Origin of the sequence: Nocardia macrotermitis (assembly GCF_009604405.1) — a bacterium.
Classification (GTDB): domain Bacteria; phylum Actinomycetota; class Actinomycetes; order Mycobacteriales; family Mycobacteriaceae; genus Nocardia; species Nocardia macrotermitis.
Genome location: NZ_WEGK01000028.1, coordinates 13,621 through 37,816 on the forward strand (window position 1 = coordinate 13,621; position 24,196 = coordinate 37,816).

The following is a 24,196-nucleotide window of genomic DNA, read 5'->3' on the forward strand; positions in this document are numbered from 1 at the left end:
CTACTGTATCGAATAGTGCTGTGCCCGTTCGTATTAGAACGGGCACAGCATTTTATACGCCGAGCAGATCCAGGCTGCGATGACGTTCGACCGCGCGGGCGAGACGGTCGGTGAGATGTTCGATGATCGGGCGGTCGACCGCGCGGGTGATCGCCCACATGAACAGGCCGTAGGGCAGGAGTGCGCGATACAGCCACCAGGCGCGGTCGCGGTCGGGCGGGGTGACGCCGTGGGCGGCCAGGCGGTCTCGGTAGCGGTCGACCAGTTCGCGTTCGTGTTCGGCGAGGTCGTCCGGGTGCAGGACGGTCGCCAGATGGTAGGCGACGTCCAGGGCCCAGACTCCGTGCTGCACGACCTGCCAGTCGATCAAACCCGGACTGCCGTCGGGGAATTGGTAGATATTGCCGGTGTGCAGATCGCCGTGCACGAGGCAGGTGCCTGCCTCCTGGGACAGTGCGCCGATCGTGCCCATCGCCGCGATGAGCCGGTCGGCGCTGTGCGTCTTCGTCGAGATCGCCTGTGCGCGGCCGTCATCGAGCTGGGATTGCAGTTGATCGACGGTCAGGTATTTTGACAGCGAGACCGGGCGAGGCGGGAAATTCCCTTCCAGCACAGGGAGTTTCCCATTCCAGGTTGCCGCGTGCAGGGCCGCGAGCTGATCGAGTGTGGCCGCGGCCTGCTCGGCTCCGTATCCGACGCGCGGATCCAGGAAATGGGCTCCGGCGGCGACCAGATCGTGCATCACCACCAGCGCGTGGCCGGTGTCTTCGTCTACGGCGGCATGGACGCACGGTGGGGTTCGAAGCGGGAGATGATGGGCGACAAGGGAATAGAAGTCGGCCTCGGTGCGGGTGCCGCGGCGGAGTGCGGGATTGAAATAGCCTTTCGCGCACAAGGCCGTGGGTGCGTCGGTCGGCTCGGCGTACTCGACCCGGAAACGTACCTTCGTGGCCACGGTTTCCAGCCGCTCGACGACCTCGGTACCGGTCACGACGGCCCCGGAATACTTCGCGCCCAACAGTTCGGTGAGCCATTGCGGTGAGAGCACCACCGCCTCGTCGTAAGGTGCGGTGTTCTTCATCGAATCACCTCGGGCACAACGAGATCAGCCAACTCACACGCGTGATGCAGATACGAGAAGTGCCGGGTACTGGTAGCCGCCATCGGCGGCAGCGAACGACGGCTGTGCAGGCTCAGCAGCCCGACCTTCAACCGGGCGAACACCTCGTGCCAATGCAGCTCATCCGTTGCGCGGCCGGTGGATTCGGCCCACAGCGCGATCGTCTCCTCGCGAGTGCCCAGACCCTCGAGACGCGGTATGCCCTGCCCCGCCGACAGCGATTCGTCGAACAGCAGCCACCAGGCCAGATCGGCCACGGGTCCGGCGAGTGAGACCTGCTCCCAGTCCATCACGCCGAGCACCCGGAAGTCGTTGTCGTACATGATGTTCCCGATCCGGGCATCACCCCAGGACAGTCCGGGCGCGCAGGTGCGCGGCCGATGCGCCTCGAGCCACTCGAACAACGCCACCGCCACCTCCGGGGTCTTCTCCCCGAAAGCCCAGTCCGCGTAGGCATGCCAGTACGACAGCTGCTGCTCGTCCCCCGACGCACCGTGCTCGGGCCGGTCCACGAACGCCACCTGCGCGACCGGCACCCGATGGATCGCGGCCAGCTGCCGCATCGAGTCCTCCCACAGCGTCCGGCGTTGCGCGACAGTGGCTTCGAACAGCCACCCCGAGGCGTTGTACACCGGCATACTCACCGGCACCCGCCCCCGCATGCGCCGCATCACATAGAACGGCCTGCCCAGGATCATGGGATCGGATTCGAACCAGAGTGGTTCGGGCACACGGACTTCGGAGCTTCCGAACAGCGCGTGCAGAATGTCGTATTGCAGCCGGAACCGGGGTTCGTAGTACATCTGATGTTCCGGACCGGGGGAGATCCGCACGGCGTAGTCCTCGGTGCGGCCACCGGCGTGCGCGCGGATCAGCAGGGTTTCGTTGGACGCGCCCGCACCCTTGGGATAACCGGGCGGATCGATCTCGACCCGCGCCACCTCGAGCCGCGCGGCCAGCCAGGGGCGCAGGGCTTCCAGGGCGGCGTCGAGATCACGGCCTTTGGAAAATACGGGTGCTTGCTCCATTGCGCGGCACCATTACCTCTCGGGGAGATGGCCGCCGAAGGCGGCCAGACAGAATGACCACAGCCGCTCGCCGATCTCGCCGGTATCGGCGGGCGTGGGCGCGAAGGCGTAGTGGTGGTACACCGACATGACGAGTTTGGTCGCCAGCCACGCGTCGGCGGCCGGATCGGCGGAGTGCAGCAGTTGCTGCTGCGTGGCGGTGCGCAGTTCCTGTTCGATCAGATCGGCGAAGGACTGATTGGCGCCGGCCATCTCGGTCGGGAACAGCTGATACAGCCGCCAGTGCTCGGCGGTGATGAATCGCGGTGCGGCGCGGTGGGTGCCGTCCAGCGAACGCAGCGTCGAGGAGATGTAGAAACGCAAGCGGGACACCGGATCCGGGATGTCCCGCGCGGCCTCGGCGAGCCGGGCCGACGCCTCGATCAGGAAGTCCTCGAACACCGCGAGCAGCAGTTGATCCTTGCTCGCGAAATGCCGGTAGAACGTCTGCAACGCGATACCGGCCTCCTTGGACAGCTGCTGGGTGGTGAAACCCGAACCCTCGGTCTCGAGCAGGCGGCGGGCCGCGGCGACGATGGTCTGCGCCTGTTCGATACTGCGGATGCGCGACCGTTGCACCGAACGGGACCGCGCCGCGGCGCGATCGGCCCATGCGGGGGTGTCGTGCGCGACCGAGGATTCCGAGTCGACCACTGCGGACCTGCCTTTCAGACGGGGCTGAGCGTGACCACCGGGATCACCCTGCGGGTGCGTTCCTGGTAGACGTCGTAGTTCGGCCAGTATGCCGTGACGAGGCGCCACAGCCGGTCGCGCTCGGCGTCGCTCGCGGTGGACGCGCGCACCCGCAGGTGTTCGGCCTTGACCTGGATCTCGGCCTCGGGCTGCTCGCACAGGTTGAGGTACCAGGCCGGATGCCGGGGCGCGCCGCCGGTGGAGGCGACGACGAGGTAGTCCGCGCCGTCGCGTCCGTAGATGAGTGCGGAGGTGCGCCGCGTGCCGGTCCTGCGGCCGGTGGTGGTCAGCAGCAGGATCGGCACGCCGTTCCAGGTGTAGCCGATCTCGCCGTCGGTCTCCCGGTATTTCTCGACGTGTTCGGTACCCCGCAGGGTGATATCGGGTGGTTGGTAGGGCACGGTGCCTCCAGGGGGTTGGTCAGCCGAACAGCACGGGGATTTCGGTCGCGCCGCGCTCGTACAGGCCGATGACGCGCGGCGGTGGGGCGTCGGGGTCCAGGCGCAGATTCGGCAGCCGGTCCAGTAGTGCGCCGATGCCGGTCGCCATTTCGGCCTTGGCCACGTGCATGCCCAGGCAGGCGTGTGCGCCGCTGCCGAATGCGAAGGAGGGGCGGGGTTTTCGGGTGATGTCGTAGACATCGGGGTCCGGCCAGCGCGCCGGATCGCGGTTCGCGGCGGCCACGCCCAGGTGCAGCACCGCGCCCTCGGGAAGGTGGACGCCGTGGAAGTCGATGTCCCGCATGACATATCGCGAGAACATCGGATCGGTCGGCTGCCAGCGCAACGCCTCGTCGATGGCCGGGCGCAGCAGCGTGCGATCGGCCCGGATCGCTTCCAGGAGTTCGGGTCGCTGGAGTAACGCGGTCAGGGTGATGCCCATCTGCTTCCAGGTGGTGCCCGAGCCCGCGGTGAGCAGAAGCACTGCGAACGAATGGATTTCGGCATCGGTGAGCCGTTCCGGCGTGCCGTCCTCGCCTGGAAGTTCGGCTTGCGCCAGGACGCTGAGCAGATCGTCGCACGGGGATTCGCGTCGCGCGGCCACGAGCGGACCGATCAGTTCCACCACCCGGTCCGGCCGGTGCAGCGCCGCCCGGATCTCCAATGCCTGATCGACCGGAACACCGAAACTGCCGGTGATGGTCAGGACCGGGATGGCCGCGCAGAAATCGACGTTGAGTTCCGCGCGGCCCGCATCGATGAAGCCATCGATGAGTTCGTGGACGGTCCGCTCGATCCAGTGCGAGATCCACCACCCGGCGTTCGCGGGGGTGAACGACGGCTGTACCAGCGCTCGATATCGGCGGTGCTGGATGCCGTTCATCGCGAGCATGCTGTTGCTCGCGCCCACGGGACCCTGATTGGGGTCCACCGGATGCGGAGCGGAGACGAACACCTCCGGATTGCGATACGCGGAATCGCAAGCGGCGAAACCGAATGCGGAGAAATGTTCGCGATCCGGTTCGGGCAGCCCGTGGAAGACCGCCTGGCGCGGATATCCGGTCAACTCGTGCACCGTGCCCGGCTGCACCGGCGCCTGCGCGCGGAGCCGATGCCAGATCGGATACGGATCGTCCTCGTAGTCGCCGCCGGTCTGGATCAGATAGGAGCCGCGCAGGTCGAACAGTTCGCGAACCCGATCCCGGTCCAATTGTGTTGCAGGGGACATGATCTCACCTCGCCACATATCCGCCGTCGACCGGCAGCAGTACGCCGGTGATGTTCGCGGCGCGCTCGGAGGCCAGAAACACCGCGGCCTCGGCGCAGTCCTCGGCGGTGATCGGTTTGCCCAGTGGATGATTCGCGGCGGTGCGCTCGGCGACCGCGTCCGTATCTCCGGACAGACCACCGGCGGCCATGAACCCGGTGTACGGCATGCCCGCCGGGCAGATCGCGTTGGCGCGGATACCGAACGGCGCGCCCTCGATCGCGACGGCCTTGGTCAGCTGATGGACAGCGCCCTTGGTGGCGGCATACACCGCGCCACCCCAGGCCACGAGTCCCGCCACCGAGCCGGTGTTGATGATCACGCCGCCGTCGCCCTGTCGTTTGAACTGTGCCACAGCGTGTTTGGAGCCGAAGAACACCCCGCCCACGTTGATGGCGAACAGTCGTTGGAAGTCTTCGGCCGTATGGTCCTCGAGTTTCGAGCCCAGTCGCGGGGTCGGCACGCCGACGTTGTTGTAGATCACGTCCAGACGGCCGAACTGCTCGACCGCCGTGGCGATCATCGCGACCACCTCGTCCTCGTCGGCGACATCACGGGCGATGGGAACCGCTGTGCCACCGGCCTTCTCGATCGCCCGCGCGGTCTCCTCGGCCGCCTCGAGCCGGATGTCCGCGCACAGCACCCGGGCACCCTCGGCGGCGAACCGCAGGGCCGAGGCCGCACCCACCCCGGATCCGGCCCCGGTCACCACCGTGCCCTTACCTTCGAGCATCATTCGATATTCACTCTCGTCACTCGGCATTCGTGCCGCCGATCACCAATTCCAGTGCGCCCGTGGGACATGCGCCCACCGCCTCGCGGATCCGGTCCAGCTCGTCGCCGGGCGGTTCGCGCAGCACCGCCTGCCCGTCCTCGTCCTGCACGAAGCTGCGCGGCGCGTAGTCCAGGCAGACCCCGCAGCCCAGGCAGGCGAGGCGGTCCACCCGGACGGTCCAGTCCGTCACCTCAGACTCCGGCGAGAACCGGAGGTTCGGCGGGGGTGAAGCGGTACAGCCGTTCGGCATTGCCGCGCAGGATCTTGTACTGCGTCTGCTCGGGCAGATGCGCGATGATGCCCCGCACCGTCCGGATACAGTTCGGCCAGGTGGAATCCGAATGGGGATAATCGGTTTCGCACATGATGTTGTCCTCGCCGATCACATCGATACTGGCGATGCCGTGGGTGTCCTCGATGAAACAGCCGAAGACGTGCTCGCGGAACGTCTCCCGGATATCGAGCGTATCCAGGTCGATGTGGTGGCTCGCGGCGTGATCACCCCATTTCATCCCCTTCTTGACCCAGTGCCGCTGCTTGTCCAGCACCTGTTCGGCGCGTTCGAGGAAGTACGGCATCCAGCCGATCTCGCCCTCGGACAGCGCGATCTTGAGCTTCGGATACCGCTGGAACATGCCGCTGAACAGCCAGGACAGCATGGCCCCGGAGGTGCGGGTGGCGCCCCAGGCCAGATTCGCCAGGAACGGCGCGTCGGGGGCGATCTGCGGCACCGTCGAGGACGAGCCGACGTGCATCGACACGACCATGTCCAGATCGTTCGCGGCGGCCATCACCGGATCCCAGTAGCCGCCGGTGTCGTGGATCGTCGGAAGTCCCAGGGGCGCGGGGTTTTCCGAGAAGGCGAAGGTGGTCGCGCCCTTGGCGGCGCAGCGTTCGAGTTCGGCGGCGGCGAGTTTCGGATCCCACAGCGGGATCAGCACCAGCGGAATGTAGCGGCCGGGCGCAGCGCCGCACCACTCCTCGATCATCCAGTCGTTGTACGCCTTCAGACAGACCAGGCCGAAATCGCGATCGCTGGCCTCGGAGAAGAGCTGGCCGCAGAACCGGGTGACGGTCGGGAAGCACAGGGAGGCAAGGATTCCCGCGCGATTCATATCCTCGAGGCGGGCCGTCGCGTCGTAGCAGCCCGCGCGCATCTCGCTGTAGGGCAGGGGTTTCGGGCTGAACTCCTCCTTGGACTTCCCGGCGACAGCGCTCAGGCCCGAGCTGGGGAAGCGTTTGCCGTCGTAGACCCAGCAGTCGATGCCGTCCGCGCCCATCTCCAGATGCGGGGCGCGCTCGCGGTCCGCGCGCGGCACCCGATCGGTCCACAGGTTGCCGGGTTCGAGGATGTGGTCGTCGACCGAGATCAGCCAGTCGAGGGACAGTGCGGACATGGGTCCTCCTTCGGATGGGTTGGCGGTCACCGGAATTCGCCGATGGCCAGATGTTTGACTTCCTGGAAGGCGCGGATGCCGTCCGGGCCCCGCTCGCGGCCCAGGCCGCTGTGCTTGTAGCCGCCGCTGGGGGCGTAGGCGCTGAATACGGCGGTGTTGACGTTGACCGCGCCGGTGCGCAGGCGGCGGGCCACGGCGGTCGCGGCGGCAGGGTCGGCACTGTAGACCTGGGCGGACAGGCCGTAGCGGGAATCGTTGGCGATGGTGACGGCGTCGTCGAGGTCGCGGTAGCCGATCACCGACAGCACCGGGCCGAATATCTCTTGCTGCGCAGCGGGATTGGAGTTGTCGGGTAGGTCGAGAACGGTCGGTTGGAAGTAGTAGCCGCGCTCGAATTCCGGTGGGCGTCGGCCGCCTTGGCGTACGGTCGCGCCCGCCGCCACGGCTTCGGCGATGATGTGTTCGCAGCGGGCGCGTTGGGCGGCGCTGATCACCGGGCCCAGCGAGGTCGCCGGATCGGTCGGTGCGCCGACTTTCAGGCCAGCGTATACCTTTGAAACCTGTTCCAGTACTTGCTCTTTGGCTTCGTGTGGGACGAGCATCCGGGTGGCCGCGACACATGCCTGTCCCGCCATCCCGCCGACCACCGCAGCCGCCCCGGCGCCGGCCCTGGATACCGCGTCGGGCAGGTAGATCTGCGCCGATTTGCCGCCGAGTTCCAATGCCACCCGTTTGATCGTCGGCGCGGCCTGGGCGGCGATCACGGCACCGATGGCCGTCGACCCGGTGAACGAAACCATATCTACCGCAGGATGACTCGTCAGCAGCTCCGCGCCCGCGGATCCGGCTTCTACGACGACACCGAACACCCCGGGCGGCAGTCCGGCGGCCTCGGCTGCCGCGCCGAAGATCAGCGAGGAGACAGGAGTGAGCGGACTCGGCCGCAGGATCACCGAATTGCCGGTGAGCAGCGCCGGGACGATCTTCTGCAAGGCCATGATGAACGCCGCGTTGTAGGGCGTGATCGCGGTGACCACGCCGACGGGTTCGTAACGGCGGATACTCAGCGCGACCCGGCCGCGCGTCAACTCGTCCACCGGAACCGGATTGGCCTGTTCCTCGGGCATCGACAGATACAGGTCGATGGTGTTGCGAGCCAACATGATTCCGGACAGGAACTGGGATCGTTCGGCGAAGGCGAGCGGCTGCCCGGCCTCGGCGACCAGGGTGGCGACCAGCGCCTCACGGTCCTGTTCGAGCCGATCGAGAAACGTATGCAGCACGCGCGCACGGTCTTTCGGTGCGGTGGCGGCCCACGCGCCGCTGTCGAACGACCGCCGGGCCTCGAGCACCGCCCGTTCGATCTCGGCGATCGGCGTGCAGGGCAGTGCGGTGACCACGGACTCGTCCGCCGGATTCCACACCTCGAACGGAGTCTCACCCGTCACCCATCGACCGGCCACATACGATCGTCGCTCGGCCAGGATCTCCGCCATGTTCTGATCTCCTTTGTCGTTGCCGCACAAGGTCATAGCGGCTCACTGGTGTAGAGCACGGCACCGCCGTAATGCGGGGAGGACTGACAGGCCAGGCCGACCGTCGCGTGTTCGCGCTGCCGGGAGCCCGCGCGTCCGGACAGTTGCAGATAGCACTCGAGCAGTTGCGGAATGCCGTGCATCCGACCGGTTCCCAGCGCGCCGCCGCCGGACAGCACCGGCAGGCCCGTGGTCGAATCGATGCCGCCGTCCTGGACGAAGCGGTGCGCCTCGCCGACCGGGCACAGGCCCAGCGATTCGAGCCAGAAGTAGACGAAGGGGGAGAATCCGTCGTACAACTGCGGCAGGTCCACGTCGGCGGGGCTCAGGCCGGTCGCTTCCCAGAGGCGTCGCGCGGTGGCCGCGCCCCCGTCCATGATGTCGTCGAGCGGCCAATGTGATTGCAGGCGAGGTGGATTCGTTGCACTACTGGCGTAGCCCGCGACATACACCGGATGGTGCGGCAGATCGCGGGCGCGCTCGGCGGAGGTCAGCACGAACGCGGCCACGCCGTCGACCGGGATATCGCAGTCCAGGCGACGCACCGGATCGCTGATCATCGGCGCGGCCAGATACTCCGCGGTGGTGATCGGCCGCTGATACCAGTACGACCAGGGCAGTTCCGCGCCGTTGCGGCGGGCCTCCACGACGACGTTCGCCATGGCCGCCGGATCGGCCCGGTACCGCTGGAGATATTCGTTGTAGGGCAACCCGATCATCGACAGCGGGCCGCTGTACCCCTGCGGCGCGGTCCACTGCTGCGCACCGGAGATCGCGGTGACCGGGTCGTCGTGGTAACCGCCGGACGGATTGTGCAGAGCACGGTGCAGCACAACGTAATCCACGGCCCCGGCGGCGATCGCGTTGACCGCCATGGCGACCGAACCCGGCATCTGGCCGATGCCTTGGAATCCCGCGACATAGCGGGGTTCCGAGCCGATCCGCTGTGCCAGCCAGCCCGCCGTCACCGTGCTCACGCCGTCCTGAACCGCGTGCGCCCCGGCCGTGGGAAACAGTGCGGCAGCGACGAATCCGTCGATGTCGGCCGGTGTCAGTCCGGCATCGGCGATTGCCGCGCGTGCGATGTCGACGGTGACCGAGCCGAGGGGCCGGTCGAAGTGTCGTCGGACCTCGCTGTGCGCGAATCCGACCACGGCCACCGTGCCGCCCGCACGGAACCGGCCGGTCATCGTCGTTCCGTCGTGGCGAGGACGAATGCGGGGATCGCGGTGTCCTCGCCGACGTCCTCGAACGCTATCCGAACCGAATCACCCTGATGCACACCATTGTTCGGGCCATCCAGCAACCGCCCGATCATGCGCAGATCGGGTTGCTCGGCCAGTTCGACATCGACGAGCAGATACGGCACCTGGTCGGCGAACCCGGTCAGAGTCGCTCGATGCACCGTTGTCCACGACCGGATCACGCCGTCCCCGCTGACGCGGTCGAACCGGAATTCCGGCGATGTCGAACCGCAGTGTCGGCAGATCGCCTCGGGCGGAAGGGAATACGCGTCACATCGGGCGCAGCGGGGGATGACCGGTTCGTGCCGGGCGGCCGCGGCCCAGTACTCGGCGGAGGTCTCGTCCGGGACCGGCAGCGGGCGCGTCACGGGATGACCCCCGCATCCTTGAGTTCGATGATCTGGTCCCACGAATAGCCCAGGTCGAGTAGGCATTGTTCGGTGTGCTCACCGTGTTCGGGAGCCCGCCGCAACTGCGGGGGATGCTCGTCCAGTTGCACCGGCCCCGTCGGCAGCGAGTAGGTCCGCCCGTCCTCGAGTTCGACCTGCCCCACGTACTGATTGGCCCGCACCTGCGGATCGTCGAGCAACTCCTCCACGGCCTGCACCGGGGCCCACGGCGCATCCAGATCCGCGAGCAGATCCTTCCACTCCTGGAACGTCCGTTTGTCGAATTCGGCCTCGAGTTCGGCCACGCACTCCGCGAGATTCGTTCCGCGAGCGGCCAAGTCGACGAAACGTGGATCCTCGATGAGCTCCGTCCGTCCGATCAACCGGCAGAAATCGGCCCAGTACCGATCCGATTCGAGGAACACCAGCTGAATGTGCCGACCGTCTTTGGTGCGATAGCTACCCACCAGCGGGTTCACCGAACCACCCCGGCCCGACACCGCGCGCGGCCGAGTACCCGACAGCGCGGCCAGCACATCCGAGGACAGCATCCACATCGCACTCGCCAGCAGCGAGACGTCCACGATGCCGCCACTGCCGGTGCGTTCCCGCCGCAGCAGCGCGGCCGAAATACCGAATCCCAGTGCGAGAGCGCCGTTTCGGTCACCCATCGCCCCGCGCTGACTGATCGGATAATCCCGCTCGGGCGGCGTGAGCACATGCGCCACCCCACCCTGCGCCCAGAACGCCGACGAGTCGTACCCGGGTTTGTCCGCCCCCGGCCCCCGCACCCCGAACCCGTGCCCCCGCGCGTACACCAAACGCGGATACCGCGAGGTCAACCGCTCCGCATCGAGCCCGAGCCGCTCCAACGCCCCCGGCCGAAAGTTCGTCAGAAACACATCCGCCCCCGCGAGCAACTCGTGCAGCAACTCCCGCCCCCGCGCGGTCCCCAGATCGATCGACACCGACCGCTTCCCCCGATTGGCAAGCGCCACAGAAAGATTCACCCCATCGCTATCCGCCCCGATCCGCTGCGTCGCCAACTGCCGATAAGGATCCCCGGTAGGCCGCTCCACGCGAATCACCTCCGCCCCCCAGTCCGCCAGCAGCGCCCCCGCCACCGGAACGAACACCCACTGCGCGAGCTCGACCACCCGAACCCCCGTGAACGCCTCGGAGTCCACAACCACCTCCAGCAAGAATCAAATTCTCACTCAGAGTAGAACAATACTCTCGTTTTATGGAAGCGAAACTCTAAAGATGCAGGTCGGGAGCTGGAACGGGTCGGTATTCGCCGCCGAAACTCGGTCCGGTCCCGGTCGTACACGGGTCATGAACGTGAAAAACCCACGGGTTCAACAGAACCCGTGGGTTTGCGATGTTGTACATCATCGGCGTTCGGCCGGCTACATGTCGTGCTCCCAGCTCCCGCGCGTGTCCACCCCTGTGGCGTCTGCCAGCGCCTCGAGCTCCGCGATCTCCTCGTCCGCGAGTTCGACATCGCGAGCCCGCACCAACCCGTCGATGTAATCCGCCTTCGTGACCCCGATGATCGGAGTGGTCCCCTTGGCGATGGCCCACGCGGTGGCGACGTTGGCTGCGGACGTGCCTCGGTCCTGGCCGATCGCCGCCAACCTGTCCGTCAGCTTCTGCAACCGGGGCAGGATCGCGTTGTACACGTCCGCCCGGCTGCTGCCCTCCGGCAACGGATGAGCGGGGTTGTACCTGCCGGTCAGCGCCCCTTGTTCGAGCACCATGTAGGAGAAGAACCGCACGTCGTGTTCGCGGCAGTAATCGAGAATGCCCGCGCGCTCGGAACTCCGGTACAACAGGCTGTAGTGATTCTGGACCGCCTCCACCCGAAACCCGGCCTCGCCGAGAATCCGATCGGCGAGCGCGATCTCGTCCATATTGTGATTCGAGACGCCGACATGCTTGACCTTGCCGCTGCGCAACAGCGGAATCAGCCGCGGCGTCCAGCGGGCCACATCGGCGGGATTGTGGATCCAGTAGAGGTCCACGTAGTCGGTGCCCAGTCGGTCGAGGCTCTGCTCCAACATGTCCGCGACCGGATCATCGCCGCCGCCCGCGACCTGCGGAGTGAATTTCGTCGACAGCTGATACTCGTTGCGGGCGTAGCCTTTCAGCGCCTGAGCCAGGACCGTCTCCGAACGTCCCATCCCATACACCACCGCGGTATCCCACAATGTGAACCCGCTCGATTGCGCCTTCTCCACGACCTCCCGCGGCCCGGCCTCGGTCAGCTCACTACCGAAATAGCCATCACCCGCCTCACCTACACGGCCGAACCCGGCACCGCGTCCGAGGATCGGCTCAAACTCCTCGCCAGCTGGGCAGCCACGCAGGCTCGGGCGACTGAGTCGACCCAGCCCGGGTCGCCCTGATCCCTTGTGGCTCAAAATGATTGAGTAACCACTCGGATCTGGCCTCCCCGAACACGGCCCTAACGCCGCTTGCGGGCATACGTCATGCGCGTGATGACCACCGGCCCCTGCCAACCGCAGGGCTGCCCGCAGGTCGCGATGGTCTCCGAATCGCTGCTGCCGTCGGAGTATGTATGCGCGAGATGTGCTGCGGTGGCGTGATATCCGCACTGCGGGCACTTGCCGAAGTAGTCCAGGATCTCGGTGACCGTGGAGTGGATCGGCGAGCGCGGCGCGCTGGTGTGGCCGGTGCGGAGGCTGAGGCGCCGGGCCTGCGGGTTGAATTCGACGGTTGTCATGGTAACTCCAGGTGAATGAAAACTGCTGGTGTGTCAGGGATTTCGGGAACGATCCACCCAGCGGGCGATATCGGTCTGGTCGGCCGCCGGATCCAGTTCGGCGGCGGCGCGACTCCACAGTTCGACGGCCTGTTCGCCCAGCGTCGCGGGCACGCCGACCGAACGCGCCATCTCCGTCGCGATCCGCATGTCCTTGAGCATGAGCGCCAGGGCGAATCCGGAGTCGTAGGTCTCGGGCAGGATGTTCTGCGGAAACTTCAGTTCGGTTGCGGCACTGCGGCCGCTCGCGGCATTGATCGTCTCGACGATGACGCCCGGGTCGACACCGAACCGGCGGCCGGCGGCCACCCCTTCGGCCGCGGCCAGCAGATTCGTGGCCGCGAGCAGATTGTTGATCGCCTTCACCGCATGCCCGGCCCCGGTCTCGCCGACGTGCCGGACCTTACCCAGCGGCGCGAGGATCGGCCGCACCGCCGCGAGCGCGTCCTCGGGCCCACCGGCCATGATCGTCAACGTCCCCGCCTCGGCACCCTTCACGCCACCGGACACCGGCGCGTCCAGCAGCGGAATTCCGCGTTCGGCCAAGGCGGAGGCCAACTTTCGCGTCGATTCGGGTTCCGAGGAACTCATATCGATCACGGGGGTGCCCGGCTTCAGCGCGTCCAGTAGCGCCGCATCGCCGAGCACGGCCTCCACGACCCGGGAGCTGGGCAGCATGAGGATGACGTAACCGACGCCCGACACCGCCTCGGCCGCCGTGACGGCCGCGCGCCCGCCCGCCGCGACCAGTTCCGCCCGTGCCGCCTCGACCGGGTCGAAGCCGACGATCTCGAATCCGGCGGCGACCAACCGCCGGGACATGCGCGAGCCCATCGTGCCCAGGCCGATGAATGCGATACGGTCCATGGTCTGCTCACTCACGATCGACTCCTTCCCCGATACTTTGGTTCTATCATGCTGAGAATCAGATTCTCGCTAACAAGAGCTTAGCTTCTCGACGGCGATGGTGGGTGCGTCTTGTGACGTCGGTGCGATAGACCTACTGTTGAGTCGGTAAGTTCGCCGAGCTAAGGAGATCCGTGCCCGGTCGCGAGCCCTCCCGGCCTTATCAGGCGCTGCTCGCCAAGGGTGAGCAGCGACGTTCGCGGATCCTCGTGGTCGCGCAACGCCTGCTCACCCGCTACGGCTGGCGCAACACCACGCTCGCCCAGATCGCGGAGAAGGCGGGCGTGACCCGCGCCGGACTGCTGCACCACTTCGAATCCAAGGATCAACTGCTGCGCGCGGTGCTCGACGCGCGCGACGAGGACGACGAACAGCACGCCGACCTGGGCGGCGACGTCATCGCGGAGATCGAGAACGTGGTCGAGCGTTTCCGTCGCGCACCCGATCTGATCGGCATGTACACCGTGCTGCTGGCCGAGAATCTCGATCCGGACGCGCCGTTGCGGGATCGCCTGCTCGATCGGCACCGGGCCGGTCTGGACGTCATCGCCGAGGGTATCCGGCGAGGTCAGCGCACCGGCAGGTTCCGCGCGGACATCGATCCGGTGGTGAAGGCCATCGAGGTTTCCGCCTTCCTCAGCGGGATGGAAACGACCTGGCTGCTGGACCCCTCGGTGCCGCTGGACCGGGTGTTCCGCGACTACGCGCGGGCGCTCGCGCGCGAACTCATGCCCGCGGATCCGTGCTGAACGGCTCGATGAATCGGCTGTCCGGGTTACTTCCGCAGAATTTTGATGGGGTATAGAGAGAGGATGATTCTCGCCGGAGGTCCGGTCCGCGGCTAACATCAGGAAATCTGATGGTGTCGACGACCGGATGCCGGTTCGTGATCCCCTCGTCTCGACAACGCCCCGGCAGGAGCAGCGCATGGATCTCAAACAGCTCAAGGCGCTGGTCACCGTCGCCGAGGTGGGCAGCGTGACCCGCGCCGCGGAACTGCTGCACCTGGTCCAGCCCGCCGTGACCCGCCAGATCCGCACGCTGGAACACGAATTGGGCGTGGAACTGTTCGAACGCAGCCACACCGGCATGCGTCTGACCGACGCGGGCGCGGTGATGGTCGAGCGGGCCGGGCGCGCGCTGCGGGAGCTGGGCCGGGCGCGCGCGGAGATCACCCCGCCGCCGGGTGTGGTGGGCGGATCGGTGACTGTCGGGCTGCTGGAGAGTTCGGTCGATCTGATCGCCGGGCGGCTGACCACGGCGGTGCTGAACGGCTATCCCGGTATCGAATTGCGTATTCTCACAGCGTATTCCGGCCATCTGCAACGCTGGATGGACGACGGCGACCTGGATCTGAGCCTGCTGTACAACCTGTCCGATTCGCCGTCGCTGAATGTTGCGCCACTGGTCAGCGAGCAGCTGTGGGCCGTGGCCACCGCCGATGCCGGACTGTCCGCGGATCGCCCGGTCACGCTGGCCGAGTTGGCGGCGCATCCGGTGGTGATGCCGTCGTCCGGGCATGCGCTGCGGGTGCTGATCGATGCGGCCGCGGCGAAGGCCGACGTGGTCTTCGACATCGGCGTGCAGACCAATTCGATGCAGCTACAGAAGTTGCTCGTCCTGGACGGGCACGGCTGGACGATTCTGCCCGCGGCCGGGATCGTCGCGGATGTGGCTGCGGGGCGGTTGAGCGCAGCGCCGTTGCGGCAGCCCGAGATTCGGCGATCGATCGTGCTGGGGATGCCGCGCAACGGCCGGATGCCCGCCGCCGTGGACATCGTCGCGCAGGAGCTCGCGCGGGCGATGCGCACCGCCGTGTCCGAGGGCGGCTGGCTCTCGGCGCAATGGCACGGCGATCCGGACGCGATCGAGCCGATGCCTCCGCGCCGGACGTGAGGTGATCGCACCTGGTGATCGCGTGGGGGCGGGCATGCCGATCTCGTATGGGTGCATAGCAATTTTTCATTTTTCAAACGCACGGCTCATCGCTCATTATTCTCCGTGTCAGAGAATCTCATTTCCACCTTTGTTCGCACGCACGATGAGGACCTGCGACGATGTATCACATTTCTCGAGCCACCGCCATGGCCGCAATGATATTCGCGGCGACAGTGATCTCCGCGGGCGTTGCGAACGCCGACGCGGTGAATCCGGTGCAACCTGCGGCGGAACCCAATCCGGCGGCTCCCGCCGATAATTCACCACAGGCCGCGCCGGTTGATCCGGGCGCGGAATATCTCAAGGCATTCGACGGTATCGCGGGGACCTTCTCGAACGACTCCACCCTCGGGCGCGTCGTCGGGACCACCGCCGGTGTCCTGGTCGGATGCCCGGTCGGGGCGGTGACCGGCGGCACGCTGTTCATCCCCATCGCGCCGCTCACCCCGGTCGGAATCGTCGGCGGCTGCCTGATCGGCGCGGCCGCGCTGGGATTCGTCGGCGGCACGGTCGGCAGTATCATCTCCGGATCTCCCGCGACCATGAACGCATTGACACAGCAATATCAGTCGTTGCATTCCAAAGGTCTGATCGCCGCACCGGTTCCGGTCCAGAACAGCGCGCCGTGAATTTCGTTTTCCGTCCGATTTCCGAACTATCGATACTGTGAGTGAAAAGATGACATTCAAAAATCGCGGAGCGGCGGTAACCGCATTGACCGCCATGGCGGTGGTCGCGGCGGCGGGCGTCGCGAATGCCGAAACCGCCGTGCCGGCCGGTCCGGCGGCGTCACCCAGCATCGCCACCGAGGTCGCGCCCGGCGTGCGATACAGCGATGATCCGGCTACCGGTCTGGCCGTGCTGCGCACGCCGATCGGGACGGTGGCGATGCAGGGCGGGCAGTTCGGCTTCCAGGATCCGGCCGGGCACACCGTCGCGGGGACGGCCATCCCGGCGGCCGCACCTTCGGTGGAATCGACTGTGGCGCATACTGTTCCCGTTCAGGTCGCCGCGGCGCCGGTCGTCGCGCAGCCTGCCCAACCCGCGGCCGCTCCGGCTCCGCAGTCCGATGACGTGATGTCGGATCTGAATCAGGCTGTGGAAGCGGCGAATCCGCACATGGGTATGGCGATGGGCGTGGGCGCGCTGGCCGGTTCGGTGATCGGCGCGGCCATCGGCTGCCCGTTCGGCGTCGCGACCGGCGGAACGCTGATGGCGTTGGCGACCGCGGGCACCATGACGGTTCCGGCCTTCGCCGCCACCTGCCTGGTGGGTGCGGTCGCGGTCGGTGGTGTGGGTGCGATGGTAGGCGGTGTGGCACTTGCCATTCCGGTCGGCATCGCCGCGGGTGTGCAGACGTTCAACCAGTTGCAGGCCCAGCATCACGCGCCGCAAGCCGCGGCCCCGGCCGCTCCGGCAAAGGGCTGAGCCGAACCGTGACCGAGGTGCGGACCTATCCGATGTTCATCGACGGGAAGGACCATTCGCCCAGTGGCGGCGAATGGTTCCCCAGCGACAACCCGTTTCTGGGCAGTGCGTGGGCACGGATCGCGAAGGGCGGCGTCGAGGATGTCGACGCCGCCGTCCGCGCCGCGGATCGCGCGCTGACCTCGGGACCCTGGCCGGAATACACCGCCACCCAACGCGGTGCGCTGCTCCGGAAATTGGGTGACGTGCTCGCCGAACACGCCGAGGAACTCGCCCATCTCGAGGTGCGCGACAACGGCAAACTGTTCGCCGAGATGCACGCCCAGCTCAGCTATCTGCCGCAGTGGTTCTACTACTACGGCGGCCTGGCCGACAAGATCGAGGGCGCGGTCCTGCCGCTGGACAAGAAGGGCTACTTCGCCTACACCCGCAAGGAACCGATCGGCGTCGTCGGGATCATCACCCCGTGGAATTCGCCGCTGATGCTGCTGATCTGGAAACTTGCCCCGGCCCTGGCCGCGGGATGCACCGTCGTGGTGAAGCCCTCGGAGTTCACCTCGGCCTCCACGCTCGAGCTGATCCGCCTGTTCGACGCGGCCGGCCTGCCGCCGGGCGTCGTCAACGTGGTCACCGGATTCGGCGCGGACGTCGGATCGCCGCTGGTGGAACATCCGCTGGTGCGCAAGATCAGCTTCACCGGATCCGACGGCACCGGCCGGTTCATCGGCGAGGCCGCCGCGCGCGATTTCAAGCACGTCGGGCTGGAACTCGGTGGGAAATCACCGAACATCGTCTTCGCGGACGCGGATCTGGACGCGGCGGTCAACGGTGTGGTGTCCGGCATCTTCGCGGCCACCGGGCAGACCTGTCTGGCCGGTTCGCGGCTGCTGGTCCAGGAGAGTATCCACGACGAATTCGTTTCTCGCGTGGTCGAATTGGCGCGCACCGCCCGGATGGGTGATCCGATGCTGGAGACCACGCAGGTAGGGCCGGTGACTACCCCCGCGCAATACCGAAAGGTGTTGGAGTACATCGCGATCGCGAAAGCGGAAGGCGCGCGGGTGGTGTGCGGCGGTGGTCCGGCCGACGGGCCCGAATGCGGCACCGGCGGCTGGTTCGTGCAGCCGACGATCCTCACCGGCGTCGACAACCGGATGCGGATCGCGCAGGAGGAGGTGTTCGGGCCGGTCCTGGCGGTGATCCCGTTCCGCGACGAGGATCATGCGGTCGAACTCGCCAACGATGTCCGATACGGTCTGGCCGCCGGGGTGTGGACCAGCGACACCGGTCGCGGCTTCCGGATGGCCGATCGCGTCCGTTCGGGCACGGTGTGGGTGAATACTTATCGGGCAGTGAGTTTCATGGCTCCGTTCGGCGGATTCAAGGATTCGGGTATCGGGCGGGAGAACGGCAGCGCGGCCATCGAGGAATTCCTCGATACCAAGACCGTGTGGATCAATACCGGTGCGCCGGTGGGGAATCCGTTCGTCATACGGTGAGTCACGGTGGAGGGTGAGTGAGTTCGGATTCCGATACGCAGGTCGGCATCGCGGTCGGGCCGGTCGGACGGTGGCTGGCGGAGCGCGTGGAGCGGGCCGCGCCGCCGTTCGCCTACGCGCGGATCCTCGGCGGGCATTCGAATCTCACGTATCTGGTGACCGATCGCGACGGGCGGCGGTACGTGCTGCGCCGCCCGCCGGTCGGCCCGCTGCTCGCCACCGCGCACAATGTGATTCGCGAACACGATGTGATGCGGGCGGTGGCCGGTTCCGGCCTGCCGGTGCCGCGGATGCTCGGTGTGTGTGCCGACGAAAAGGTCACCGGCGCACCGTTTTACGTGATGGAGTACGTCGACGGCGTCGTGGTGGACTCGGCGGCCGACGCGGCGGAATTCCTGCCTTCGGCGCAGGCCCGTCAGCGAGCGGGGGAGGAGTTGATCGATGCCCTGGTGACCCTGCACGGCATCGATGTCGACCGAGCCGGACTCGGCGAATTGTCCCGTCGCGGTGGCTATCTCGGCCGTCAGCTGCGGCGCTGGTCCGAACAGTGGGCGGCGGCCGGGCTGGACGAACTGGCGGATATGACAGTCCTGCACGGCTGGCTCGTCGAACATCAGCCCGCCGAGACGACCCCGTGTCTGGTGCACGGTGATTTCCGGCTGGGCAATGCGCTGATCGAGCGCGACGGCCGCCTGCTGGCGGTGCTCGACTGGGAATTGTGCACTCTCGGTGAGGGATTGCTCGATCTGGCCTACTTCCTGCGGTCCTGGATGGTGCCGGATCTGCGGCCGGGATTCTCCCATCCACCCGGCCTGCTACCCGGGTTCGCCGATGGAGAGGATCTGATTCGGCGTTATGCCGAGCGTTCGGGGCGTTCGGTTGCCGATCTCGACTATTGGCGGGCGTTCACTGCCTGGCGATCCGCGGCGATCCTGGCGGGTGTGTACCGGCGTTATCTCGACGGGCAGCTGGGGGAGCGGCCCGAGAACTTGGAATCCTTTCGCGCCGAGGTGGTTTCGCGGATCCAGCAAGGGATCGACATCGCTCGTGCGATCGGGTGATCAGCGGGCTCGGGACGCGGCTCGACCGCCGGAACCCTTCACAGCCGCCCGTCGATCCGCAGATCCGGATGCACCCACTCCGGTGAGCGACGTTCCTTGAACGCCCGGAACCCTTCGGACGCTTCGGGTTTGCGCAGACTCGCCTGCATGCCGATCCGATCGTAGAGGCCGAGGTAGTTGTCCAGACTGGCCTTGATCGCCGCGCGCGCGTCCGGCGCGGTGCGGCAGCATTGCGCGAGCACCTCCCGGGCGGCCTCGCCCAGCTCCTCGTGTGGCACGACACGGGCGATCATGCCCCAGTCCAGCGCCTCCCGCGCGCTGAGGGTGCGTCCGGTGAACATCAGATCGCGCGTGCGCACCGGCCCGATCAGCCGCGCGAGCATCTGGCTGTAGTACGTATCGGCGATCCCGCGATACAGTTCGGGCACCCGGAAGGTCGCACGCTCGCTGACCACCGCCATATCGGCGCACAGCGCGATCTGCAACCCGCCACCCTGACACAGCCCGTTCACCGCCGCCACCACGGGTTTCGCCGACTGACGCAGTGTCTCGAACGGCAGCGCGTCCATGCCCAGCGCCGCACCGAACGTCATCCAGTTGTCACTGCCGCCGCCGCCCATATCCCCGCCGGGCGCGAACACATCACCCGTGCCGGTGATCAAGAGACCGGCCAGATCCGCATCGGCCCCAACGTGATTGACCGCGTACTTGATGCCGAAGTACATCGCCGGAGTCATCGCGTTGCGGGCCTCGGGCCGATCCAGCCTGCACACCCCGAACGGCCCCTCCCGGGTGAACCGCAGATACGGCGTGCCCAGCCAGTCGCCCTGGGGCGGCCGCGGATCCTGCTGTGCGGCTGAGGGTTTCGTCATCGGATGTCCTTTCCTCGCGGCGTCTTCCGGATGCGCGGATCGTCGCTGAAATTACGTTGCGGGCCGGGGGTTACATCCTGGCCAGGATGTCGTCGGCGAATCGTTCGATCTGCGGCCGGTAGCGCTGCTCGGCCGACCCGCCGGACGCCGGGGCCGTCCGGTCCCACGGACTGCACATCACCGCCGTCACACCGAGATCCTCGGCACGTTTGAACAGCTCGACCGACTGCACTTCGCGCAGCGCGAACATGATCTCGAAAGGTTCGCTCTCCCTGCCGTATTCGCGTCGTAACGCGGTGAGACGCGCGACCCTGCGCACCGCCTCGTCCCAGGTGTACGCACTGCCGACCCACCCGTCGCACAGCCGCGCCGCGCGCCGCAGCGCCGCCTCCGACTCGCCGCCGCACAGGATGGGGACGGGTTCGGGCGGATGCGGTTCGATCATCAATTCCGGTATGCGGTAATGCTTTCCGGTCCACGACACCCACCCGCCGCGCCAGAGCGCCGGTAGCGCCTCGATCATCTCGTCCAGGCGTTTGCCGCGAGTGCCGAAATCCTGTCCCAGCAGCTCGAATTCCTCGCGCATCCAGCCCGCGCCGACGCTGAGTGTCACCCGTCCCTCGGCGACGACCGCAGCGGTGGCCACCTGTTTCGCTACCTCCAGCAGTGGTCGCGCCGGTGCCACGTAGACGGCGTTGCTGAACAGGATCCGTTGTGTCACAGCGGACATCGCGCCGATGAGCACCCAGGAGTCGGGCCAGGCGGTATCGGGCGTCCACATCGGCTTGCCGGTGGGGGAGGGGTATGGCGAGTTCAGTTCGCGCGGATAGATCAGGTGGTCGGAGACCACGATCCCGTCGAAGCCGACCTCGTCGAGTATGCGCGCCAACACGATCGCGTCCGTGGTCGGCGTGAATGCGGTGCCGGTCCAGAATTTCACGTCGGCGCCGATCAGACCGGCATGCCGACGGTCTTGGATTCCAGATACTCCTTGAAACCCTCGTCGCCGTTGCGCCGCCCGAGCCCGGATTGTTTGATGCCGCCGAACGGGCTGCCGATGCCGAAGTGGCTCCTGCCGTTGATCGTGACGTTGCCGGTGCGCATGCGCCGCGCCACCGCCAGCGCGCGGTCGGTGTCCGCGCCGGACACCTCGCCGGACAGTCCGTAGATGGAATTGTTCGCGATCGCGACGGCCTCGTCCTCGGTGTCGTAGGGCGTCACGGTGAGCACCGGTCCGAAGATCTCTTCCTGTGCCACACGGGAATCCGGGTCCACATCGGCCAGCAGCGTGGGTTGCACGTAGTAGCCGACAGGCAGGTTCTCCGGCGTGCCGCCACCGGTGACAACCCTTGCGCCCGAGTCGATTCCGGCGCGGATCAGTCCCAGGACCTTCTCGCGCTGGGTCCGGCTGATCTGCGGCCCCTGCATGATCCCCGGCGTCCACGGATCGCCGACCGGGAAATTCGCCATACTCGCCGCGAGGATCCCCAGTCCTTCCTCATAGTGCTTGCGGGGCAACAGAATCCGCGACGGAAGAATGCACGACTGCCCGCTCATCACGCAGGCCATCAGGGCCGCCATCGGCAGCGCGGCGGACAGGTCGGCGTCATCGAGCACGATATGCGCCGACTTGCCGCCCAGTTCGAGCAACGTCTTCTTCACCGTCGCCGACGCGGCCGCCAGAATCGCCCGCCCGGTCGCCGTCGACCCGGTGAAGGTGATCATGTCCACCCGCGGATCCGCGCTCAGCGCCGCACCGACCTCGTTCGCGTCGGAGGTCACGACATTGAACACCCCGGCCGGAATATCGGTCTCCTCGGCGACGATGCGCCCCAACTCGGTGCCCGACCACGGCGTGAGCTGCGCGGGCTTGAGCACCACGGTATTGCCCGCCATCAGCGCGGGCACGGTCTCGGCGATATTCAGATAGAACGGCACATTCCACGGCGTGATCGCCCCCACCACCCCCGTGGGCTCGTAGTAGATCTTCCGCAACGCCGGCCCCATCGGCGTCTCGTGCACCCCGTTGTCGGCCACATACTCGAACCGCCGCCCGTACTCGGCCCAGTGCCGTACCTCATCGATCGGCTCATCGATCTGACTGCGCGTCACACTGACCGGACACCCCACCTCGGTCACCAGCACCCGCCGCAGCCACTCCTTCTGCCGCTCCAGCGCCTCCGCCAACTGAATCAGACAGTGATACCGAAACTCCACATCCCGCGCCCACCCTGTCTCATCGAACGCCCGCCGAGCCGCCCCCACCGCCCGCTTCGCATCCCCCACACCCCCATCACTGGCCCACCCCACAACCTCTTCACTCCCCGGATGAACCACCCCGAACGTCCCCCCACCAGCCGCCCCCCGCAACTCCCCATCGATGAGCATCAACCCATCTCCAGCCGCCAACCCCGTCTCGTTCTCCGCACCGGTCACTTCGGCCCACTCCTCGCCGCGACAATTAAGTTTCCAGTCTAAGAGAATACTGTTCTCGCATCGAGTCTCGCGGCGCTTCCGACCCGATTCCCGCAACGCACTCGGCGTCCCCTCACTCCCCGGTCCGCGTCAACCGATCGGAGTCCGCCGTGTCGAAAAAGGTGACGCCGCATCCAGATTCGCCGGTCGGGGACGTTCGCGATGCTGCCGAGTTCCTCATCCAGATGCCGCGACGGTGCTAGCATTGACACCAATGACAGCATCGAGGTGGACATGGCGACCCTGACGATTCGCGGATTCGACGACGAACTACACGCACGACTGCGGGTGCAGGCGGCGCGGCACGGGCGTTCCATGGAGGCGGAGGTCCGAGCGGTCCTGGCGGACTACCTGTCCTCGCCGCAGGCTCGGGCGTCGGGCGGGCTCGGCAGCCGAATCCACGCCAGATTCGCCGCACTCGAAGCCCCGGAACTCGAACTGCCCGCACGCGACGAGCCCCCTCGCGCGGCGGTGTTCGAGTGATCATCCTCGACACCAACGTCCTGTCCGAACTGGTGAAGTCCACCCCCGAGCAGCGAGTCCTGCACTGGATGGACTCCCTGGACTCCGGCGACGTCGCGACCACAGCGGTGACGGCCGCGGAACTCTGGTACGGCGTCCGAAGAATGCCCGACGGAAAGCGAAGGTCGCTACTGGCCGCAGGCATCGACGCGATGCTGTACGAGGACCTGCAGGGCCGCATCGAAGTCTTCGACGCGACCGCCGCAGGACGCTACGCCGACATCGTGCTCACCCGAGAACGACAAGGGCAGCCGATCAACACGGCGGACGCCCAGATCGCCGCGATCTGCGCGAGCCGACACGCGACACTCGCCACCCGAAACACCAAGGACTTCACCGACACCGGAATCGAACTCATCGACCCATGGAGTCACGCCCCGGGCGTATGACGCGATGTCGGTGGGGTGATGGCACGGGGCGCGCCCAGGACGTCTGTCTCGAATGTGGGGTCATCGTCCGGGTATCGCTCGTGCCAGCTGCTCAACGCGTCGCGGAGTTCACCTCCGTTGGCTGCCGGTGCCGGGCCGATCATGGCCAGTCTCCGGCCATCGCGGGTGATCACCACGGTCTCGCCGCGCTCGACGCGACTGAGCAGTTCGGCGAAGTTGCGAGACGCATCCGACGCGGACATCAGGTTCATATGTTCAGAATGTCAGCTGGGTCAGTTGTACTGCGTGCGTTGCGACCGGTTTTCGGCCCAGCAGGCCGCCGCGACGGGCCTCGTACAGACCTCCTCGGCTCTGCCCCGTATGAACGGGCTGCTCATTGTCCGCGGAGTGCTCC

General features: G+C 66.9%; 27 protein-coding genes and 1 pseudogene. 8 read left to right on the top strand and 20 right to left on the bottom strand.

Annotation, left to right across the window (positions count from 1 at the left end; all coding sequences use genetic code 11):
- Positions 1 to 52: 52 nt before the first annotated feature.
- From NRB20_RS35860 to NRB20_RS39150, 16 genes and pseudogenes are all read right to left on the bottom strand, one after another.
- Positions 53 to 1,081, bottom strand: coding sequence for a phosphotransferase (locus NRB20_RS35860; protein ID WP_153415881.1), 1,029 nt, complete (start codon positions 1,079 to 1,081; stop codon positions 53 to 55).
- On the bottom strand, positions 1,078 to 2,148 hold the full coding sequence (locus NRB20_RS35865) for a phosphotransferase family protein (RefSeq protein ID WP_153415882.1): 1,071 nt from the start codon (positions 2,146 to 2,148) through the stop codon (positions 1,078 to 1,080). The genes NRB20_RS35860 and NRB20_RS35865 overlap by 4 nt, the downstream gene beginning before the upstream one ends.
- A 12-nt stretch (positions 2,149 to 2,160) precedes the next feature.
- The gene (locus NRB20_RS35870; RefSeq protein ID WP_319945836.1) at positions 2,161 to 2,841 is read right to left on the bottom strand and encodes a TetR/AcrR family transcriptional regulator; all 681 of its coding nucleotides are present in this window, start codon (positions 2,839 to 2,841) and stop codon (positions 2,161 to 2,163) included.
- Between the two features lie 14 nt (positions 2,842 to 2,855).
- The gene (locus NRB20_RS35875; RefSeq protein ID WP_319945837.1) at positions 2,856 to 3,281 is read right to left on the bottom strand and encodes a nitroreductase family deazaflavin-dependent oxidoreductase; all 426 of its coding nucleotides are present in this window, start codon (positions 3,279 to 3,281) and stop codon (positions 2,856 to 2,858) included.
- 19 nt (positions 3,282 to 3,300) lie between these two features.
- Positions 3,301 to 4,548, bottom strand: a complete 1,248-nt coding sequence (locus tag NRB20_RS35880; protein ID WP_153415883.1) for a cytochrome P450 — start codon at positions 4,546 to 4,548, stop codon at positions 3,301 to 3,303.
- 4 nt (positions 4,549 to 4,552) lie between these two features.
- On the bottom strand, positions 4,553 to 5,323 hold the full coding sequence (locus tag NRB20_RS35885; RefSeq protein ID WP_153415884.1) for an SDR family NAD(P)-dependent oxidoreductase: 771 nt from the start codon (positions 5,321 to 5,323) through the stop codon (positions 4,553 to 4,555).
- A 16-nt stretch (positions 5,324 to 5,339) separates the two neighbouring features.
- Positions 5,340 to 5,552 (bottom strand): ferredoxin, encoded by a 213-nt coding sequence (locus NRB20_RS39140; protein WP_319945838.1) that lies wholly within the window; start codon positions 5,550 to 5,552, stop codon positions 5,340 to 5,342.
- A 1-nt stretch (position 5,553) separates the two neighbouring features.
- Positions 5,554 to 6,759, bottom strand: a complete 1,206-nt coding sequence (locus NRB20_RS35895; RefSeq protein ID WP_153415886.1) for an amidohydrolase family protein — start codon at positions 6,757 to 6,759, stop codon at positions 5,554 to 5,556.
- Positions 6,760 to 6,785: 26 nt separating this feature from the next.
- On the bottom strand, positions 6,786 to 8,255 hold the full coding sequence (locus NRB20_RS35900; RefSeq protein WP_153415887.1) for an aldehyde dehydrogenase family protein: 1,470 nt from the start codon (positions 8,253 to 8,255) through the stop codon (positions 6,786 to 6,788).
- A 32-nt stretch (positions 8,256 to 8,287) separates the two neighbouring features.
- Positions 8,288 to 9,484 carry a thiolase family protein gene (locus NRB20_RS35905; RefSeq protein ID WP_153415888.1) on the bottom strand — a complete coding sequence of 399 codons (1,197 nt, stop codon included), beginning with the start codon at positions 9,482 to 9,484 and terminating at the stop codon, positions 8,288 to 8,290.
- A complete protein-coding gene (locus tag NRB20_RS35910) occupies positions 9,481 to 9,906 on the bottom strand; it encodes a Zn-ribbon domain-containing OB-fold protein (protein WP_319945839.1) in 426 nt (141 codons plus the stop codon). The genes NRB20_RS35905 and NRB20_RS35910 overlap by 4 nt, the downstream gene beginning before the upstream one ends.
- Positions 9,903 to 11,126: a CaiB/BaiF CoA transferase family protein gene (locus tag NRB20_RS35915; RefSeq protein WP_153415923.1), complete on the bottom strand. Its 1,224-nt coding sequence runs from the start codon at positions 11,124 to 11,126 to the stop codon at positions 9,903 to 9,905. Before NRB20_RS35915 ends, NRB20_RS35910 begins: the two co-directional genes overlap by 4 nt.
- 210 nt (positions 11,127 to 11,336) lie before the next feature.
- Positions 11,337 to 12,296 carry an aldo/keto reductase gene (locus tag NRB20_RS35920; protein ID WP_153415924.1) on the bottom strand — a complete coding sequence of 320 codons (960 nt, stop codon included), beginning with the start codon at positions 12,294 to 12,296 and terminating at the stop codon, positions 11,337 to 11,339.
- Positions 12,297 to 12,394: 98 nt separating this feature from the next.
- A complete protein-coding gene (locus NRB20_RS35925) occupies positions 12,395 to 12,673 on the bottom strand; it encodes a hypothetical protein (RefSeq protein ID WP_153415890.1) in 279 nt (92 codons plus the stop codon).
- A gap of 33 nt (positions 12,674 to 12,706) precedes the next feature.
- Positions 12,707 to 13,144, bottom strand: a complete 438-nt coding sequence (locus NRB20_RS39145; RefSeq protein ID WP_319945851.1) for an NAD-binding protein — start codon at positions 13,142 to 13,144, stop codon at positions 12,707 to 12,709.
- Positions 13,121 to 13,606 (bottom strand): annotated as a pseudogene (locus NRB20_RS39150) (NAD(P)-dependent oxidoreductase); the annotation flags it as partial. The gene NRB20_RS39145 and the pseudogene NRB20_RS39150, both read right to left, overlap by 24 nt.
- A gap of 146 nt (positions 13,607 to 13,752) precedes the next feature.
- On the opposite strand from NRB20_RS39150, the gene NRB20_RS35935 reads away from it, so the two are divergent.
- The 6 genes from NRB20_RS35935 to NRB20_RS35960 all read left to right on the top strand — a co-directional run bounded on the left by NRB20_RS35935 (position 13,753) and on the right by NRB20_RS35960 (position 19,544).
- Complete coding sequence (locus NRB20_RS35935) at positions 13,753 to 14,367, top strand: TetR/AcrR family transcriptional regulator (protein ID WP_319945840.1); 615 nt, start codon at positions 13,753 to 13,755, stop codon at positions 14,365 to 14,367.
- Positions 14,368 to 14,545: 178 nt separating this feature from the next.
- Complete coding sequence (locus NRB20_RS35940; RefSeq protein ID WP_153415891.1) at positions 14,546 to 15,514, top strand: LysR family transcriptional regulator; 969 nt, start codon at positions 14,546 to 14,548, stop codon at positions 15,512 to 15,514.
- Positions 15,515 to 15,702: 188 nt separating this feature from the next.
- The gene (locus tag NRB20_RS35945) at positions 15,703 to 16,185 is read left to right on the top strand and encodes a hypothetical protein (RefSeq protein ID WP_153415892.1); all 483 of its coding nucleotides are present in this window, start codon (positions 15,703 to 15,705) and stop codon (positions 16,183 to 16,185) included.
- A gap of 49 nt (positions 16,186 to 16,234) precedes the next feature.
- Positions 16,235 to 16,984 (top strand): hypothetical protein, encoded by a 750-nt coding sequence (locus NRB20_RS35950; RefSeq protein WP_153415893.1) that lies wholly within the window; start codon positions 16,235 to 16,237, stop codon positions 16,982 to 16,984.
- A gap of 32 nt (positions 16,985 to 17,016) precedes the next feature.
- Positions 17,017 to 18,483: an aldehyde dehydrogenase gene (locus NRB20_RS35955; RefSeq protein WP_153415927.1), complete on the top strand. Its 1,467-nt coding sequence runs from the start codon at positions 17,017 to 17,019 to the stop codon at positions 18,481 to 18,483.
- Between the two features lie 17 nt (positions 18,484 to 18,500).
- Entirely contained in the window at positions 18,501 to 19,544 is a 1,044-nt protein-coding gene (locus tag NRB20_RS35960; RefSeq protein WP_319945841.1) for a phosphotransferase family protein, read from the top strand.
- Positions 19,545 to 19,582: 38 nt separating this feature from the next.
- On the opposite strand, the gene NRB20_RS35965 is transcribed toward NRB20_RS35960, so the two are convergent.
- From NRB20_RS35965 to NRB20_RS35975, 3 genes are all read right to left on the bottom strand, one after another.
- Positions 19,583 to 20,416: an enoyl-CoA hydratase/isomerase family protein gene (locus NRB20_RS35965; protein ID WP_153415894.1), complete on the bottom strand. Its 834-nt coding sequence runs from the start codon at positions 20,414 to 20,416 to the stop codon at positions 19,583 to 19,585.
- Positions 20,417 to 20,486: 70 nt separating this feature from the next.
- The gene (locus NRB20_RS35970) at positions 20,487 to 21,356 is read right to left on the bottom strand and encodes a TIGR03619 family F420-dependent LLM class oxidoreductase (RefSeq protein ID WP_319945842.1); all 870 of its coding nucleotides are present in this window, start codon (positions 21,354 to 21,356) and stop codon (positions 20,487 to 20,489) included.
- A gap of 11 nt (positions 21,357 to 21,367) precedes the next feature.
- A complete protein-coding gene (locus tag NRB20_RS35975; protein WP_153415930.1) occupies positions 21,368 to 22,804 on the bottom strand; it encodes an aldehyde dehydrogenase family protein in 1,437 nt (478 codons plus the stop codon).
- A 321-nt stretch (positions 22,805 to 23,125) separates the two neighbouring features.
- Between NRB20_RS35975 and NRB20_RS35980 the strand changes: the two genes are divergently transcribed.
- Positions 23,126 to 23,374 (top strand): FitA-like ribbon-helix-helix domain-containing protein, encoded by a 249-nt coding sequence (locus NRB20_RS35980; protein WP_153415895.1) that lies wholly within the window; start codon positions 23,126 to 23,128, stop codon positions 23,372 to 23,374.
- Entirely contained in the window at positions 23,371 to 23,802 is a 432-nt protein-coding gene (locus NRB20_RS35985; RefSeq protein WP_319945844.1) for a type II toxin-antitoxin system VapC family toxin, read from the top strand. The genes NRB20_RS35980 and NRB20_RS35985 overlap by 4 nt, the downstream gene beginning before the upstream one ends.
- Here NRB20_RS35985 and NRB20_RS35990 read toward each other — a convergent pair.
- Complete coding sequence (locus tag NRB20_RS35990; protein ID WP_153415896.1) at positions 23,784 to 24,053, bottom strand: type II toxin-antitoxin system Phd/YefM family antitoxin; 270 nt, start codon at positions 24,051 to 24,053, stop codon at positions 23,784 to 23,786. The two genes, NRB20_RS35985 and NRB20_RS35990, sit on opposite strands and share 19 nt — an antisense overlap.
- Between the last annotated feature and the right edge of the window lie 143 nt (positions 24,054 to 24,196).